This window comes from Sphingobium sp. EM0848 (assembly GCF_013375555.1).
GTDB lineage: Bacteria > Pseudomonadota > Alphaproteobacteria > Sphingomonadales > Sphingomonadaceae > Sphingobium.
Genome location: NZ_JABXWB010000001.1, coordinates 778055 through 792378, shown reverse-complemented (window position 1 = coordinate 792378; position 14324 = coordinate 778055). Strand labels below are relative to the sequence as shown.

18 protein-coding genes are annotated in these 14324 nt (G+C 61.0%); 7 read left to right on the top strand and 11 right to left on the bottom strand.

Annotated features, from left to right (window positions below; translation table 11 throughout):
* Positions 1–86 precede the first annotated feature (86 nt).
* The 3 genes from HUK73_RS03780 to groES are packed head-to-tail and all read right to left on the bottom strand — an operon-like array spanning position 87 to position 2324.
* Positions 87–272, bottom strand: a complete 186-nt coding sequence (locus tag HUK73_RS03780) for a YdcH family protein (protein WP_176590703.1) — start codon at positions 270–272, stop codon at positions 87–89.
* Positions 273–328: 56 nt separating this feature from the next.
* The gene (gene groL, locus HUK73_RS03775) at positions 329–1954 is read right to left on the bottom strand and encodes a chaperonin GroEL (protein ID WP_176590702.1); all 1626 of its coding nucleotides are present in this window, start codon (positions 1952–1954) and stop codon (positions 329–331) included.
* A gap of 55 nt (positions 1955–2009) precedes the next feature.
* A complete protein-coding gene (groES, locus tag HUK73_RS03770) occupies positions 2010–2324 on the bottom strand; it encodes a co-chaperone GroES (RefSeq protein ID WP_087576271.1) in 315 nt (104 codons plus the stop codon).
* 274 nt (positions 2325–2598) lie between these two features.
* On the opposite strand from groES, the gene HUK73_RS03765 reads away from it, so the two are divergent.
* From HUK73_RS03765 to HUK73_RS03755, 3 genes are all read left to right on the top strand, one after another.
* On the top strand, positions 2599–2835 hold the full coding sequence (locus HUK73_RS03765) for a hypothetical protein (RefSeq protein ID WP_176590701.1): 237 nt from the start codon (positions 2599–2601) through the stop codon (positions 2833–2835).
* Positions 2832–3101: an usg protein gene (locus HUK73_RS03760; protein WP_046764602.1), complete on the top strand. Its 270-nt coding sequence runs from the start codon at positions 2832–2834 to the stop codon at positions 3099–3101. The genes HUK73_RS03765 and HUK73_RS03760 overlap by 4 nt, the downstream gene beginning before the upstream one ends.
* A 138-nt stretch (positions 3102–3239) precedes the next feature.
* Complete coding sequence (locus HUK73_RS03755; RefSeq protein ID WP_255326189.1) at positions 3240–3500, top strand: hypothetical protein; 261 nt, start codon at positions 3240–3242, stop codon at positions 3498–3500.
* A gap of 13 nt (positions 3501–3513) precedes the next feature.
* On the opposite strand, the gene HUK73_RS03750 is transcribed toward HUK73_RS03755, so the two are convergent.
* From HUK73_RS03750 to HUK73_RS03740, 3 genes are all read right to left on the bottom strand, one after another.
* On the bottom strand, positions 3514–3996 hold the full coding sequence (locus HUK73_RS03750; RefSeq protein ID WP_176590700.1) for an NADH dehydrogenase ubiquinone Fe-S protein 4: 483 nt from the start codon (positions 3994–3996) through the stop codon (positions 3514–3516).
* Positions 3980–4495, bottom strand: coding sequence for an Hsp20/alpha crystallin family protein (locus tag HUK73_RS03745; protein ID WP_176590699.1), 516 nt, complete (start codon positions 4493–4495; stop codon positions 3980–3982). The genes HUK73_RS03750 and HUK73_RS03745 overlap by 17 nt, the downstream gene beginning before the upstream one ends.
* A gap of 100 nt (positions 4496–4595) precedes the next feature.
* Positions 4596–5069, bottom strand: coding sequence for an Hsp20 family protein (locus HUK73_RS03740; protein WP_176592802.1), 474 nt, complete (start codon positions 5067–5069; stop codon positions 4596–4598).
* Positions 5070–5254: 185 nt separating this feature from the next.
* On the opposite strand from HUK73_RS03740, the gene HUK73_RS03735 reads away from it, so the two are divergent.
* The 3 genes from HUK73_RS03735 (at position 5255) to HUK73_RS03725 (ending at position 8506) form a co-directional block, all read left to right on the top strand.
* The gene (locus tag HUK73_RS03735) at positions 5255–5449 is read left to right on the top strand and encodes a helix-turn-helix domain-containing protein (protein ID WP_084733210.1); all 195 of its coding nucleotides are present in this window, start codon (positions 5255–5257) and stop codon (positions 5447–5449) included.
* Positions 5450–5552: 103 nt separating this feature from the next.
* Positions 5553–6992, top strand: a complete 1440-nt coding sequence (locus tag HUK73_RS03730) for an IS1182 family transposase (RefSeq protein ID WP_176590698.1) — start codon at positions 5553–5555, stop codon at positions 6990–6992.
* Positions 6993–7348: 356 nt separating this feature from the next.
* Complete coding sequence (locus HUK73_RS03725) at positions 7349–8506, top strand: IS4 family transposase (RefSeq protein ID WP_176590697.1); 1158 nt, start codon at positions 7349–7351, stop codon at positions 8504–8506.
* On the opposite strand, the gene HUK73_RS03720 is transcribed toward HUK73_RS03725, so the two are convergent.
* Positions 8444–10078 (bottom strand): IS630 family transposase, encoded by a 1635-nt coding sequence (locus HUK73_RS03720; RefSeq protein WP_176590696.1) that lies wholly within the window; start codon positions 10076–10078, stop codon positions 8444–8446. The two genes, HUK73_RS03725 and HUK73_RS03720, sit on opposite strands and share 63 nt — an antisense overlap.
* 300 nt (positions 10079–10378) lie before the next feature.
* Here HUK73_RS03720 and HUK73_RS03715 point away from each other — a divergent pair, with 300 nt between their 5' ends.
* A complete protein-coding gene (locus HUK73_RS03715) occupies positions 10379–11062 on the top strand; it encodes a hypothetical protein (RefSeq protein WP_087574457.1) in 684 nt (227 codons plus the stop codon).
* A 213-nt stretch (positions 11063–11275) separates the two neighbouring features.
* Here HUK73_RS03715 and HUK73_RS03710 read toward each other — a convergent pair whose 3' ends face one another.
* From HUK73_RS03710 to HUK73_RS03695, 4 genes are read right to left on the bottom strand one after another with little or no spacing between them, the layout of a single operon-like run.
* Complete coding sequence (locus HUK73_RS03710; RefSeq protein ID WP_255326188.1) at positions 11276–11788, bottom strand: nuclear transport factor 2 family protein; 513 nt, start codon at positions 11786–11788, stop codon at positions 11276–11278.
* A gap of 10 nt (positions 11789–11798) precedes the next feature.
* On the bottom strand, positions 11799–12560 hold the full coding sequence (locus HUK73_RS03705) for an SDR family NAD(P)-dependent oxidoreductase (RefSeq protein WP_176590694.1): 762 nt from the start codon (positions 12558–12560) through the stop codon (positions 11799–11801).
* A gap of 16 nt (positions 12561–12576) precedes the next feature.
* Positions 12577–13755, bottom strand: a complete 1179-nt coding sequence (locus HUK73_RS03700) for an acetyl-CoA C-acetyltransferase (protein ID WP_176590693.1) — start codon at positions 13753–13755, stop codon at positions 12577–12579.
* Positions 13748–14278: a flavin reductase family protein gene (locus HUK73_RS03695; RefSeq protein ID WP_176590692.1), complete on the bottom strand. Its 531-nt coding sequence runs from the start codon at positions 14276–14278 to the stop codon at positions 13748–13750. The genes HUK73_RS03700 and HUK73_RS03695 overlap by 8 nt, the downstream gene beginning before the upstream one ends.
* Positions 14279–14324: the final 46 nt, after the last annotated feature.

Below are 14324 nucleotides of genomic sequence, written 5' to 3'. Positions count from 1 at the left end.
CAGATGGTCGGCCTCAGGTTTCCGGCAAACGCTCGTTGCCGAAAAGTTACGGGCAAATGCGCAAATCGTCCGCACCGAACTCTCGCTCAGGCGGCTTCGCGCTCGGCCTCGTGCCCCGAGCAGGCCGCTATCTCGTCCTTGACCGCGAGCTTCAGCTTCTTGAGCCGGCCGATCAGGAAATGGCGCGGAAGGGGACGCTTCTCCTCCTCGCGAATTTCGGCTTCGAGACGCGCATGTTCGCGCTCGAGGTAGCGCAGATAGTGGTCATTCATCGTCGAGTTCCTCATGTTCGATGATGGGACCCGGCTGCAGCCGGCCCCTTGGTGTGTCAGTACTCCATCTCCGGCATCGCGGCCTTTGCGCCCTTGTCATCCTTGGGCGCTTCGGCGACGAGCGCCTCGGTCGTGATCAGCAGCGAGGCCACCGAAGCGGCATCCTGAAGCGCGGTGCGGACCACCTTGGCGGGATCGATCACCCCGGAGCCGACCAGATCTTCATATTGGCCGGTGGCGGCGTTGAAGCCCCAATTGTAGTCCTCGCTCTCCAGGAGCTTGCCGACGATGAAGGCACCATCCTCACCGGCGTTGTCAGCGATCTGCCGTGCCGGCGCGCGAAGTGCGCGGCGGACAATATCGATGCCTGACTGCTGGTCGTCGTTCGCCGCCTTGAGGCCGCCAAGCGCCTTGAGCGCGCGCAGCAGCGGAATACCGCCTCCCGGCAGAATGCCTTCCTCGACCGCGGCGCGGGTGGCGTGGAGTGCGTCATCGACGCGATCCTTCTTCTCCTTCACCTCGACCTCGGTCGCGCCGCCGACGCGGATCACCGCGACACCGCCCGCGAGCTTGGCCACGCGTTCCTGCAGCTTCTCGCGATCGTAGTCGCTCGTCGTGGTCTCGATCTGTGCGCGGATCTGGGCGACGCGGGCATCGATGTCTGAGCGGGCTCCGGCACCATCGACGACGGTCGTATTGTCCTTGTCGATGATGACCTTCTTGGCTCGGCCGAGCATCCCGATCGTGACGTTCTCGAGCTTGGTGCCGAGTTCCTCGCTGACGACGTTGCCGGCAGTTAGGATCGCGATGTCTTCCAGCATGGCTTTGCGGCGATCGCCGAAGCCCGGCGCTTTGACCGCTGCAACCTTGAGGCCGCCGCGCAGCTTGTTGACGACCAGCGTCGCCAGCGCCTCGCCCTCCACGTCCTCGGCGATGATAAGGAGCGGCCGGCCCGACTGCACTACCTGCTCGAGCAGCGGGATCATCGCCTGCAGGTTCGACAGCTTCTTCTCGTGGATGAGAATGTAGGGATCGTCGAGCTCGACCTTGAGCTTCTCCGCGTTGGTCACGAAGTAAGGCGACAGATAGCCACGATCGAACTGCATACCCTCGACGGTTTCAAGCTCTGTCGCGAGGCTCTTGGCCTCTTCGACCGTGATGACGCCCTCGTTGCCGACCTTCTCCATCGCCTCGGCGAGAATGCGGCCGACTTCCTCGTCGCCGTTCGCCGAGATGGTCGCGACCTGCGCGATCTCGCTGTTGGCGCTGACCTTCCGCGCATGGGCTTCGAGGTCCTTGACCACGGCGCCGACGGCGAGGTCGATGCCGCGTTTCAGGTCCATCGGGTTCATGCCTGCCGAGACGGCCTTTGTGCCTTCGCGCACGATCGCCTGGGCGAGCACGGTCGCGGTGGTGGTGCCGTCGCCGGCCTTGTCGTTCTGCTTCGACGCGACCTCGCGCAGCATTTGCGCGCCCATGTTCTCGAACTTGTCCTTGAGTTCGATTTCCTTGGCGACGGTTACGCCGTCCTTGGTGATGCGCGGCGCGCCGAACGATTTCTCGATGACCACGTTGCGGCCCTTGGGTCCCAGGGTCACCTTCACTGCGTTGGCCAGCGTATCCACGCCGCGCAGCATGCGATCACGCGCGTCGGACGCAAACTTCACTTCCTTGGCAGCCATTGCCTCGTCTCCTTTCTTCGATTTCCTTCCACGTGTCAGAGGATGCAGGTCGCTGTCAGGCGGCCTGCTTGAGCTGGGCCGCGGCCTCGATTACGCCGAGGATGTCGCTCTCCTTCATGATGAGCAAATCCTCGCCGTCGATCTTGACCTCGGTTCCCGACCATTTGCCGAAAAGCACGCGGTCGCCCGCCTTAACGGCGAGTTCAACGAGCTTGCCGCTATCGTCGCGCAGGCCCGCGCCGACGGCGACCACTTCCCCTTCCTGCGGCTTTTCCTTGGCGGTGTCGGGGATGATGATGCCGCCCGAGGTCTTCTCCTCGGCTTCGATGCGGCGGACGACCACACGGTCGTGCAAGGGGCGGAAATGCATGCATAACCTCCAGATGCAAAACTGAGATGTGATAGACCTGCCGATCCTTCGAACGACAGGTGACGCGGAATTAGGAAAGGTCATTTTTTGCGTCAAGATGGTGCGCGAAAAAATTTGGCACTCGTAAGCGCTGAGTGCCAATGCCAGCGTTATCGGCTTGCTGTTGGACCAATTTCCCCTCTTGACTCGACTCGCCGGCGTTCCAAAATTCGCAGCGTGGGCCCGCCGCGCCCGCAGATGAAAAAGGAGCGACACAAAGGAAGGAGGCACAGCCATGTCGCAGCCATTTTCGCGTTATCTTCATCCCTTCGACGTTGCGCACAGCCCGAGCCTCGAGCCGGAAGTGAAGCGCGCCATTCTGGCATCCTGGGCGTCCGACCGCGCCGCGGTGCGCGACCATCCCGGCCTGCGCAAGCCGCCCGGCGCCAGGCGCGCGGTGCCGATCGATGACATCCTTGCCGCCATACATTCGATCGACAGGCCCTTGGAAGGTCACCGCCCTTCGCCATGAGCCGCCGGGATTTTATCGTGCAGCTAGAGGGCCGTCGGCTGACGACGGCTCAGATCCACTACTACCGTCCCGATGCGCCTTCGCTGCTGCAACTGTTCGTCTGGCAGGAGTACGATCTCGCGCCCGATTTTCCAGTGCTGTTCGAGTTTCTCGAGCATTGGCGGCGCGAGATCGAGGCCGCGCTGCACTCGGTGTGCATATCGCACGAGGGGATGATCCGCCCCACCAAGTGGCGCGCGGTCGATGGCGTGATCGATATCCGGTGACGCGCAGTCTGCTCAAGCGGTGGCGCAAGCCGAAGCCGGACGACGTGCCGGTACGTCTGCCGTTTAGCAACATCATGGAGTTCGCGATCGCGCTTCTGTCGATCACCCCTCGCGAACTGCGAGCGCTGGGGTGGACCTTTGCCCAACGCAAAAGGCTGCTCCATCACATGCTGGCTTGTGGCCGAGCCGCCGAACAAACTGGCCACCAAGCAGATCGAACTGCGCTTGCCCAAGAAAGACCTTGCCCGCTTGCAGCATTTCGCGGTGCGCGAACTGCCCAAGGCGGCGAGCAACACGGCCGTTATCGACCGCGTGCTCACCGCCCTCGACCAGGCATGGCATCGACACGAGCATCCATCGCACGCTGCAAGCTCTGGCAAGCAGTCCTCGCCCACATGAAGCGCGCCCCAGGTTATGCAGACCTGCGATCATCGTCCTCATTGGCGGCCGCGCTGGCACAAGGGAAATTGCCGCAGCACAAGGCATGCGGGCCCGTGGGCCAGCAGGAAAGCTCGGGACCCAGGGCATCGGGGATAGCGGGACGGATTTGGCCTGGCGATCGTGCCGTCCGGCATTCGAAGATGAGACCCTGCCTCTGACAATATCGCTCGGCCGAGGCGCGGTCGGGAAAGCGTAGCTCGATCGTCGCGAGGGGATCGCCTCCGCCGGTCCAACCAATCAGCGGGTCGGCGACCGGGCCCCAGCGCGGCGCGAACCTGACCCGCCATCGATTTTGGCGGCGTCGGCCGCCGTTTGTCGTCAAGGCCAGCGGCTCGATGATCGCATTGGCGCCGTGCGGGAACGAGGTCGCACCCGCGACGGCAACTGCATGGTTGTCGTTGGCCGAAGGCCCGGACTCGAAAGTCCGGGCCCGGCCCTCAGCGGGCGCCGCCATTGACGGGAATCCGGCGGATGTTCTGTTCCGCCGCCTCCGTTCTGGGCAACGTCACCGTGAGGACGCCGTTCTTGAAGGTGGCCGCGACCTTGTCGCGGTCGATGCCTCTGGGCAGGCCGATGCGGCGCTCGAAGCGGCCATAGCTGCGCTCCGAGTAGCCGCGATCCTTGTCGTCGACTTCGGACTTCTTTTCGCCGCGCAGGGTCAAGGCGCCGTCTTCGACGAAAATCTCCACGTCCTGCTCGTCCATACCCGGTAGTTCCGCCGTCACACGAATTTCCTTGTCGGTCTCGCCGAGCTCGAGGTGGGGCCATCCCGACAAGCGGTCGAAACCGGCAAAGGCGGGCATGCCGAAGTTGCGGAAGACATCGTCGAAGAGACGGTTCACGTCGCGGTGGAGCGACTGCAGTGGATGGGTGTCCCTTTCCCGTTCGGCGCTCACCGGAACGGGCAGCCGGTTTTCCTGCCGGCTCCAGGGAATGAGATCACGAATTGCCATGATGACATCTCCTTTTCTGGCTGGATGAAAGGCTGAACCTGCCGGCCGCCGCGCGCGGGGGTGTGTCGGGAGGCGGCGCCGGCAGGCCAGTGGACGCGGCTTAGGCAGGCTCGCTCGCTCTTTCCTTCACCTCGCCCAGTCGCTTGCTGTCGGACGCATTGCCGCCGATCTCGATCCGACGCGGCTTCATCGCCTCCGGCACGACGCGCGTCAGTTCGATCGACAGGAGGCCGTGCTCGAAGTTCGCGTTGCCGACCTCGATGAAATCGGCGAGCTGGAAGCGCCGCTCGAAGGCCCGGGCCGCGATACCGCGATGCAGGTATTCGCCCTTGTCGGCGTCATCGGCTCGCTTGCCGGTCACCGAGAGCAGGTTCTGATGCGCGACGATCTCGATATCCTCCGGCTTGAAGCCGGGGACCGCGACGGTGATGCGAAAATTGTCGTCGTCGAGCCGCTGGATATCGAAAGGCGGATAGCCATCGTCCTCGCGCGCGCCCGCCTCGAGCAGGTTGAACAGCCGGTCGAAACCGACCGTCGATCGGCGATAGGGGGTAAAGTCAAAGTTCGGTCTCATCTCCAAATCCTCCAAACGAAGCAATTTGGGCATGAGATGCGCCGGTAACCAAGAGCCGGCGCTCTCGATGTCCAACCGGACCCGGTTTGGCGTCCGGTATCATTGAGCTAATTTCAGTCGCGCGGCTTTCAAGATGTTTCGGCCAAAAAAAATGAGCAGGGAACGGACACTGCGCTGCCGAGGCGATCCAAGAGGAAATTGCCGATCTATTAGGGCTGACCGCTGTCCACGTCAACCGCATGCTCCACGAGCTTGAAGGCCGTTCGCTGCTTCGACGTACCGGCAGAGACTTCATGCTTGACCTGCCAGGGCTGGAGGCGATGAACATGATCGCATCGCGGACCTATGTACAAAAACCGCCATGGCTTCCTTCAGCTTAAGCATGAACCGCAATTGACTAAATGGCGGTGGCCCTCATCGACCGAGGCTGTGTAAAAACACCTGTTTGTGATAGAGTTTTCCGGTGTTTCGGGGGGCTTTCGCATGGGCCGTTTCGTCGAAGGGGAAGACCGGCGGCAGGACAGTTTTCTGCCTGCATCGCTGGATGATTATGTCGCCGAGGATAATCCGGTGCGGGTGGTTGAGGCCTTCATCGATGAGCTGGATCTAACGGTTCTTGGTTTTGCCGGGGCGGAACCGGCGGCGACGGGGCGACCCGCCTATCATCCATCGACGATGTTGAAGATTTACCTATACGGCTATCTCAACCGGATCCATTCGAGCCGCCGGCTTGAGCGTAAGGCAGGTCGCAATATCGAGATGATGTGGCTGACGGGTCGGCTGGCACCTGACTTCAAGACCACCGCCAACTTCCGGCGCGACAACGGGACCGCGATCCGCTCGGTATGCGCGCAATTCGTGATGCTGTGCCGTAGCATGGGCTTGTTCGGCGGGGCCATGGTTGCGGTGGACGGCAGCAAGTTCAAGGCGGTGAACAACCGGGACCGTAACTTCACTGCGCATAAGGCCGCCAAGCGGATCGAACAGGTCGAGGCCAGCATAGATCGCTATCTGGCGGCATTGGACCGGGCCGATCGTGAGAATAGCGACATCCCCGAAGTGCGAACCGACAAGATCCGGGAGAAGATCGCGGGATTACGGCGCCAGATGCAGTATCTGCAGGACATGGCGGTTCAGGTCGAGGTGGCTCCCGACAATCAGGTCTCTCTCACTGATCTCGACGCGCAGTCCATGGCTACCACCGGCCGCGGCACCGGAATGGTCGGCTATAATGTGCAGGCCGCAGTCGACACCGAGCATCACCTCATCGTCGCGCACGAGGTTCTGAACGATGGACATGATCGTACCCAGCTGGCGCCGATGGGGCGAGCGGCGCTGGATGCCATAGGATCAGATCAACTCACGGTGCTGGCAGATCGCGGCTACTACAATGGTGCACAGGTGCTGGAATGCGAAGGAACTGGTGTCTTGCCTTGCGTGCCCAAGGTCGACACCACAGGCCGGGCAAAGCATGGCCACTTCACGAAGCCCGACTTCATTTACGATGTCGTCCATGATCATTACACTTGTCCGGCCGGTGCCCACCTGACCCGCGGCAGGGTCCGCGTCGACCATCACGGTGATATCGACCAGTATCGCAATCTCGCTGCCTGCCCCACCTGCCAGCTCCGGCCCCGCTGTACGCCGGAGAAGGTGAAGCGCGTAAAGCGGTGGACCCATGAGGCGGTACTGGATGCGATGCAGCAACGCCTGGACAGGCTGCCCGACGCCATGGGCTTGCGCCGACAGACCGTCGAACATGTCTTCGGAACCCTTAAAGCCTGGATGGGCAGTACGCCCTTCCTCACAAAAACACTGAAAAACGTCCGAACCGAGATGAGCCTGAGCGTCCTGGCCTATAATATGAAGCGCATGATCCAGATCTTCGGAACCCGGCCACTCATCCAGATGATCCGGGCCTGATCATCGCCTACTCGCGCCTCGCTCCTCCAGCCAAACCTACGCGTTTTTACACAGCCTCGACCCTTTCTTGCCGGTCACCCGCCAATTTGTCGTTCCCAGTTTCTGTCGGTCTGCAATGTGGCGAACGGGCATTCGTACCTCCGAGAAGAGAGTCCTATCGCCAGCGAGGATCCTTGCAGTTATTGCTCGCGGTGAATGCTGATGGAACACGTTCCTCACCCCAGATACGTTTGCCAGCACGCTTGGGGTTGTCCTGGAACTGCTGGTTACGGCCTCAGGCATCCCCTCATTTTTGAGATGACGTAGGGCAGGAAAGATGATTCAGCATCTCCGTGTCGAAGGGGGATCAGATTGAGATGAGCGGCAAGGCGAAGTTTTCTTCTGAGGCGGTGCATTCCTTTGTCGACGAACTTTTTGGCGCGGACCTGCACGCGAAGCGGGTGACATCGCTGGCGAAGGCGACGGTGGGCACGTTGCAGGCGTCGTCGCTGGCGGTGAGCGCGATTGGCCACGGTCTCGCACTGGCCCAGGGAGGGCTGTCGCGTCACGCGATCAAGCAGGTCGACCGGATGCTGTCGAATGACGGGATCGATGTCGACGCGCTGATGGCCGACTGGGCCGGCTATTGCCTGGGTAGCCGCACCGAGATCGCCGTCGCCATGGACTGGACCGACTTCGATGCCGACGGGCACTCGACCCTGATGCTGTCGCTGCTTACCGAGCATGGCCGGGCAACGCCGCTACTGTGGTTGACGGTACGCAAGGCGGAGCTGAAAGAGCGGCGCAATCACTATGAATATTGGATCGTCACCCGGCTTGCCGAGCTCTTGCCGACAGAAGAAGTGAAGGTGCTGCTCGTCGCCGATCGCGGCTTTGGCGACACCAAGCTCTACGGCGTCCTCAAGGACGAGTTGCACTTCGACTATGTCATCCGCTTTCGTGGCAACATCAAGGTGACGGCCGCCGGTGAGTGCCGTCCGGCAAAGGAGTGGCTCGGCCCATCGGGACGTGCCAGGCTGTTGCGCGAGGCCACGGTCACGGCGCAGGGTTGCCCCGTCGGGGCGGTCGTGTGCGTCCAGGCCAAGGATATGAAAGAGCCGTGGTGCCTCGCGACCAGCTTGACCACGGTGACGGCCAAGACCCTCATTGATCTTTACTCGCGGCGCTGGGGCATCGAATGCTCGTTTCGCGATGCCAAGGACTGGCGGTTCGGGATGGGCATGTCGGCAACCCGCGTCTCCACGCCCGCCCGGCGCGACAGGCTGTGGCTGATCGCCGCTCTCGCCATTGTCCTCCTGACCGTGCTCGGCGCCGCCGGCGAGGCCATCGGCTACGACCGCCATCTGCGCACCAGCACGACATCGCGACGCGTGCATTCACTCTTCCGGCAGGGCGTGATGTACTATCAACTCATCCCCAACATGCCCGAGGAAAGACTACGCCCTCTCATCCTACAGTTCGAGAACCTTATCCGCCACCATCAGCTCCTCAAACGGACTTTCGGAATCATTTGAATGAGGGGATTCATGAGGGTTACGGCTGGCAAAATAGCGATCGATCGCAGCACGCGCATCGTCGGCCGATAGGTAATTGCTGTTGTGGATTACGGCGCGCGCCATACCACTAAACACGGACTCGATGACGTTGAGGAACTGTGCTCCAGACGGAAGTGGCACCGTCTCGACGCGCGGTAAATCGGATGCCTCCGCTGTCGCGTTATGCTCGTTGATCCGTTGCTTGAGCTTCTTGGAGACGTGCCACGACGCCGCATCCCAAGACAGGTACAGCGTGCGGCGATCCGCGTACTTGTCGAGCAAGGCATCCATCATGCGGATCATCTCGGTCGTGTTTTTCCTGTCGCTGTAGAAGTGCGTGACCTGATTGCCGCTCAGTTCAAGGGCCGCTGTCATGATCATACATCCCTTGGATTTCTGCCATTGCGGCACGACCCGATGAGGACCGGGCGGGTCGAGCATCAGTCCCTGTTTCATCTTGACGGCGAAGGGGCCGAACTCGTCGATTGAGAAGAAGGCCTCGTCTGATGCCAGCTTCGACAGGATCGCTTGGACTGTGGCGAGTTTTTCGCGATAGGCAGGGTCTTGCGATGTGAGGACGATTCTGGCCTTTCGCCACTTCCAGCCAGCGTCGTGGATGATCTGGCGAAGGACGTGCAAGCAGGTTGGATGTCCTTGCTGCGCAAGCACGGCTCTGAGATCGCGCATGATCCAAGACGTTCGGTTGATCCCATGATCCCTCGGCGGTTCGTGAAGAACGCGGAAGACCGCAGTTTTCAGATCTTCATCTTCAGCCTTTCGCGGCCCTCGCGTCATTGGCGCCAAAAGCGCTTCGACGCCTCCTTCTCGATATGTTCGTAGATAACGGCGACAAGTGTTCCTGCTTATCTGAAGGGATTCACTGATCCGTCGGATGGGAAAGCCTTGTTCGTGCGCCAAGGCTGTGATGGCCCGATTGCGCTGCCGGCTACGAGAATCGTGGACGCAGCGAAGGAGCCGGTGGTTGGTTTCGGAATCTCCACGCAAGGGCAGTTGCAGTCGGTCTCCACGCAGCTTATCGATCCAATTCGCCACTTCGGCAGCACGCTCTGTTCGGCGATCACGGTGAAGGCTGAGTGTGATATTGGGCGATTCTTGCAGGGCATGAGGATCGAGCCGGTAAGCCCGTGGCGCCCTTGTGATGCTCAGGCTGTTAATCGATCCGCACCCGGCGGTCGGTCGAACCACAAAGTTGATCTGAGGCACTTGCACACTGCGGCAATATCGAAGGATGCAATCGTAGCTGCCAACGTAGCCATGCTGATCTCGAATAGCGCGGAAGATGGCGGCCACGCTTCGGCGATCGCATTGCGGTCGGGTCTCGTCCTCGGACAGCATCAAATCGATCAACCCCTCGTAATGGCTGACCAAAGTCAATCGCTTCGGACGAACGAATTTCAGGGGGTGCTCAGTTCGCAGGATTTTCCGAACTGTTTTACGATTGATTCCCTCTGCCCGAGAAACTTGCCTGATGGCCTCACCTTCCGCCACGCGACGCCGGATACGCGCCCATTGGGCCGGATCTTTGTACATGGTGACCTCCTCAAAACACGCCTTTCGCGTGGGACACTGCGCGTACGCCGAAGACCGCCTTAATTTACCATCATGCCTGAGGGGCAGGTTACGAATTCTTCTCTCAATTATGTCGGCGGTTACGAGCGCTTCCTTGGTCGACCCTCATACGACGTTTAGCCGCCGATTTTTCATCTCCAGCTGCGGTCAGCCCGGTTTTCCACATTTCCTTCCAAGACATGGCGCAGTGCAGCCGCGCCACGGGAGCTGATTAGACGGTTCTTGTCTCCAGGTCCCCGACGCGGCAGAAGCCGTGTCACGATGATCGAGTTTCACGCCCCAGCCGCTGACGCCCCGCAGTTGGCGCTATCTCCCCTCCATCGAGCGGCCGTGCTCACATTGCGTCATCTCGCCGAAGCCGGTCCGATCGGCCTCACGCCCAACAGGGCGATAAAGCGCTACTTCGTCACCTGGGCCGCCGAAGCCTTCAATTGGCCTGGTTACACCGCCGACGAACTTTATGCGATCAATAAGGTCCTGAACGAACATGACTTCCCGCCATTGGCCATTCTGCATGATTTGCTGCTGGCCGCCAAACTCGCCCGCCACCGCAAAGGCTTCTTGCATATAACCAAAATAGGAAAGGATCTGTTGGAGCATCCGGGGAGCCTCTGGATTACCCTAGCCCAGCATCTGCTCCTTTCCGCCGGTCACGATGACATGATGGAAATCGAATGGGTTTCCGTCCTCAACGCCGTGAACGTCGAAGCCCATTCAGGTGTGACGGACAAGCAATTTTGCGCCAGGCTGACGGGCAGCGATGATAAGGATTACCATATAAAATCGCTCGTCTATGTGCATGTCCTTCGGCCCCTTAGCTGGCTCGGCCTATTGCATGAGGCCCGGCAAAACCGGAATGAGCGTTTTTTCACGAAGACAGCGCTCTGGCCCCTCACCTTGACGTTCGGAGGTGGCTCGCAGTTGTCATCGGTCACGAAACATTAATTGGGTCAACTGCGGCACCGAGAGCGACCCTTCTTTGCCGTACAGGGACCCATTTTCGATCTCCAGATCCGGAAGGGCAGCTATCCAGTCCACGCACCTCAAAGCTGGCCGATTCCGGTCAGTCTCCTTTAAGATGCAAACGGTGGATAGCTGCCTTTCAACCACTGCGGATTGCGAAAAGAATCTTCAACGATCGCAGGAAAAGCGGGATGCTTAACGCTGCCGCGGATAGTCGCTTGGCAGGGGTTGCACGCCCGGCCAGCGGACGGGCGTGTCAGACAGCAGAGACTGCCCCACCTGCGACCAAGGCGCGATATGAATGGTTCGCATATTGCGGCTGGCGACACGCCAACCATCCTCAGTGCGGCGATACTCGTCCTGGTACCGCATGGCTCCAAAAAGAGTCTCTTCCCCAAGAACGAGTTCCAGATGGACTCCAACCAAACCTTGGACATGATCATCGTCAATGAAGGTATAGAGTCCATAATGAGGCGTATGTACGGTTAACCCCATATGACTTCGCGAAACCCGGATGAACTCAACAATCGTGTCCCGTCCAGTGGCAGCCACTTTACCGGAGGTCGCAAAAATCGCTTCCCGGGAGAAGATATCTCCAATCCCAGCATAATCATCGTTGTCGCAGGCTAGGAAATAGCGGACGTTGAGATCGTCCAGCGCGGCCCGATCCTCCAGCCGTCGGATACGCAGTTCCAGATCGCTCATCATCGTCTCCTGTCTATCGCGGCGCCATGCGGATCGCTCCGTCCAGCCTAATCGTCTCGCCATTCAGCATCGGATTGGTCACGATGCTTTCGACAAGTTGCGCATATTCTGCCGGCTTGCCTAGCCGGCTTGGATGCGGAACTTGCTGTCCCAGCGAATCCTGTGCGGGTTGAGGCAGGCCCATCAGCATAGGCGTGAGGAAGATGCCGGGTGCAATAGTGACCACCCGTATCCTGTGCTGGGCAAGGTCGCGCGCCACCGGCAGCGTCATTCCGACAACCCCGCCCTTAGACGCCGCGTAGGCGACCTGTCCGATCTGGCCATCATAGGCGGCGACGCTCGCCGTGTTAACGATGATGCCGCGCTCTTCGCCAATCGGATCGGCAGAAATCAGTGCGACCGCAAATTTGGAGATCATGTTGAAGGTACCGACCAGATTGATCTCGATAGCCTTGCGGAAGGTATCCAGTGGATGGGGCGCACCATCCTTGCCGACCGTCCTGATCGCCGGGGCGATGCCGGCACAGTTCACCAGCAACCGGGGGACGCCCAGTTCGGACCGCACGCTGGCGATGGCATTGGCGACGCCCTGATCATCGGCCACGCTCACGCTATGGAAGGACGCTCCAATGGCCTCCGCATGCGCGCGGCCTGCCGCTTCGTTGAGATCGAAAATGGCGACCTTGGCGCCCCGCTCCGCCAGCCGTGCGGCCGTCGCGCCGCCAAGCCCCGACGCGCCGCCCGTGACGATGGCCGTAATGCCGTGAATATCCATTTTGCCCCTTTTGTCCTTAATATGCCTCGACAATCGTCGCATTGGCGATGCCGCCGCCCTCGCACATGGTCTGGAGCCCCCATTTCCTGCCGCGAGCGCGCAAGGCATGAACCAGGGTCGCCATCAGCTTGGTTCCCGTCGCGCCGAGCGGATGGCCCAGCGCAATCGCTCCGCCGTTCACGTTCATTTTCGCAGGATCCGCGCCGATACCCGCCAGCCAGGCCATGGGAATGGACGCGAACGCTTCATTGACTTCGAACAGATCGATGTCCGCGAGCGACAACCCTGCCCGCTCCAGCACCTTGCGCGTCGCCGGGATGGGTTCCTCCAGCATGACGACGGGGTCGCCCGCTGTCACCGCCATGGCGTGGATGCGGGCGATTGGCGTCAGGCCGTGGCGGCGCAGCGCGCTTTCATTGACGATCAAAGCCGCCGAGGAGCCGTCGGTCATTTGGCTCGCATTCGCCGCCGTAACCGTTCCGCCCTCCAGGATCGGCGCGACGGCAGCCATCGCCTCCAGCGAAGCGTCCTCGCGTATTCCTTCGTCGCGATCGCACGACAGGTTTTGTCCGTCCGGCAGGTCGATGCTCAGCGGGACGATTTCATGCTCGAAGGCACCCGACGCACGTGCCTGCGCCGCCTTTCTGTGGCTCTCCAGCGCGAAGCGATCCATTGCATCCCTGTCGAGGCCATATTTGTCCGCGATCCTCTGCGCGCCGATGAACTGGCTGAAGGCCTTTACCCCATAGCGCTGCTGGATCCGCTCGCTCAGGGGACCGACGCCCAGTCCCGCTTCGGCCGGCAGACGAAAGGGCGAGCCCATCGGCACGCGGGTCATATGTTCGACCCCACCCGCGATCACCACGTCCTGCGTTCCGGACATGACAGCCTGCGCGGCGAAATGCAGCGCTTGCTGCGAAGACCCGCATTGGCGATCGATCGTCACTGCCGGCACCGACTGAGGCAGTTTGGACGCCAGCACGACATGACGGGCGAGATGGTTGGATTGTTCGCCAATCTGACTGACGCACCCGAAGATGAGATCATCCACTGTCTGCGGAGCGATCCCCGTTCGGGCCAGAAGGGCGTCCACACTGGCGGCGCCCAGATCGGCGGGATGTAGCGACGCGAACATGCCCTTGCGCCGTCCTCCGGCTGTACGCACGACATCGACGATATAGGCGGGTTCAGCCAATGCACTTCACTCCTTGTTGCGCGTGAGGCGACGCTTGCAAAAAGCTCCCATAGCCACCTTGGCAGAAGAGGAGCGGAGGCGCGTCCGATACGATTTCCAGCGAGCGGACCAACCCAAGAGCCAGCTCATGATCGCCTGCGTCGGTAATGTCGTGCATGTCGCATTCAATCCGGGCGACGACATCATGCAACAAGGGAATGCCCTTGTCGGACAGGCTGTGCGCGGTGCCGGAAAATTTGTCCGGGTCTTTCGACGCGAGCTTCCGGCACACATGCTCCTGCGTCGCCGCCAGCATGTTCACGCAGAAATGGCTGCTCGAGCGCAACTTGGCCCAGCTACTGGACGCTTTGTCGGGGAAGAAGCCGACCAGCGGCGGCGAGAGCGACACCGATGTGAAGGACCCCACGACCATGGCGATCGGCACACCATCCTCACCGATGGCCGTGATGACGCACACGCCGGTGGGATATTGGCCCAGCACCTGCCGATAGAGCTTGGGATCGACTGTTTGACTATCTGACATGATGCCTTCTCACGCTGTGATAATGCCGGTGCGGCAGGGCATGTCC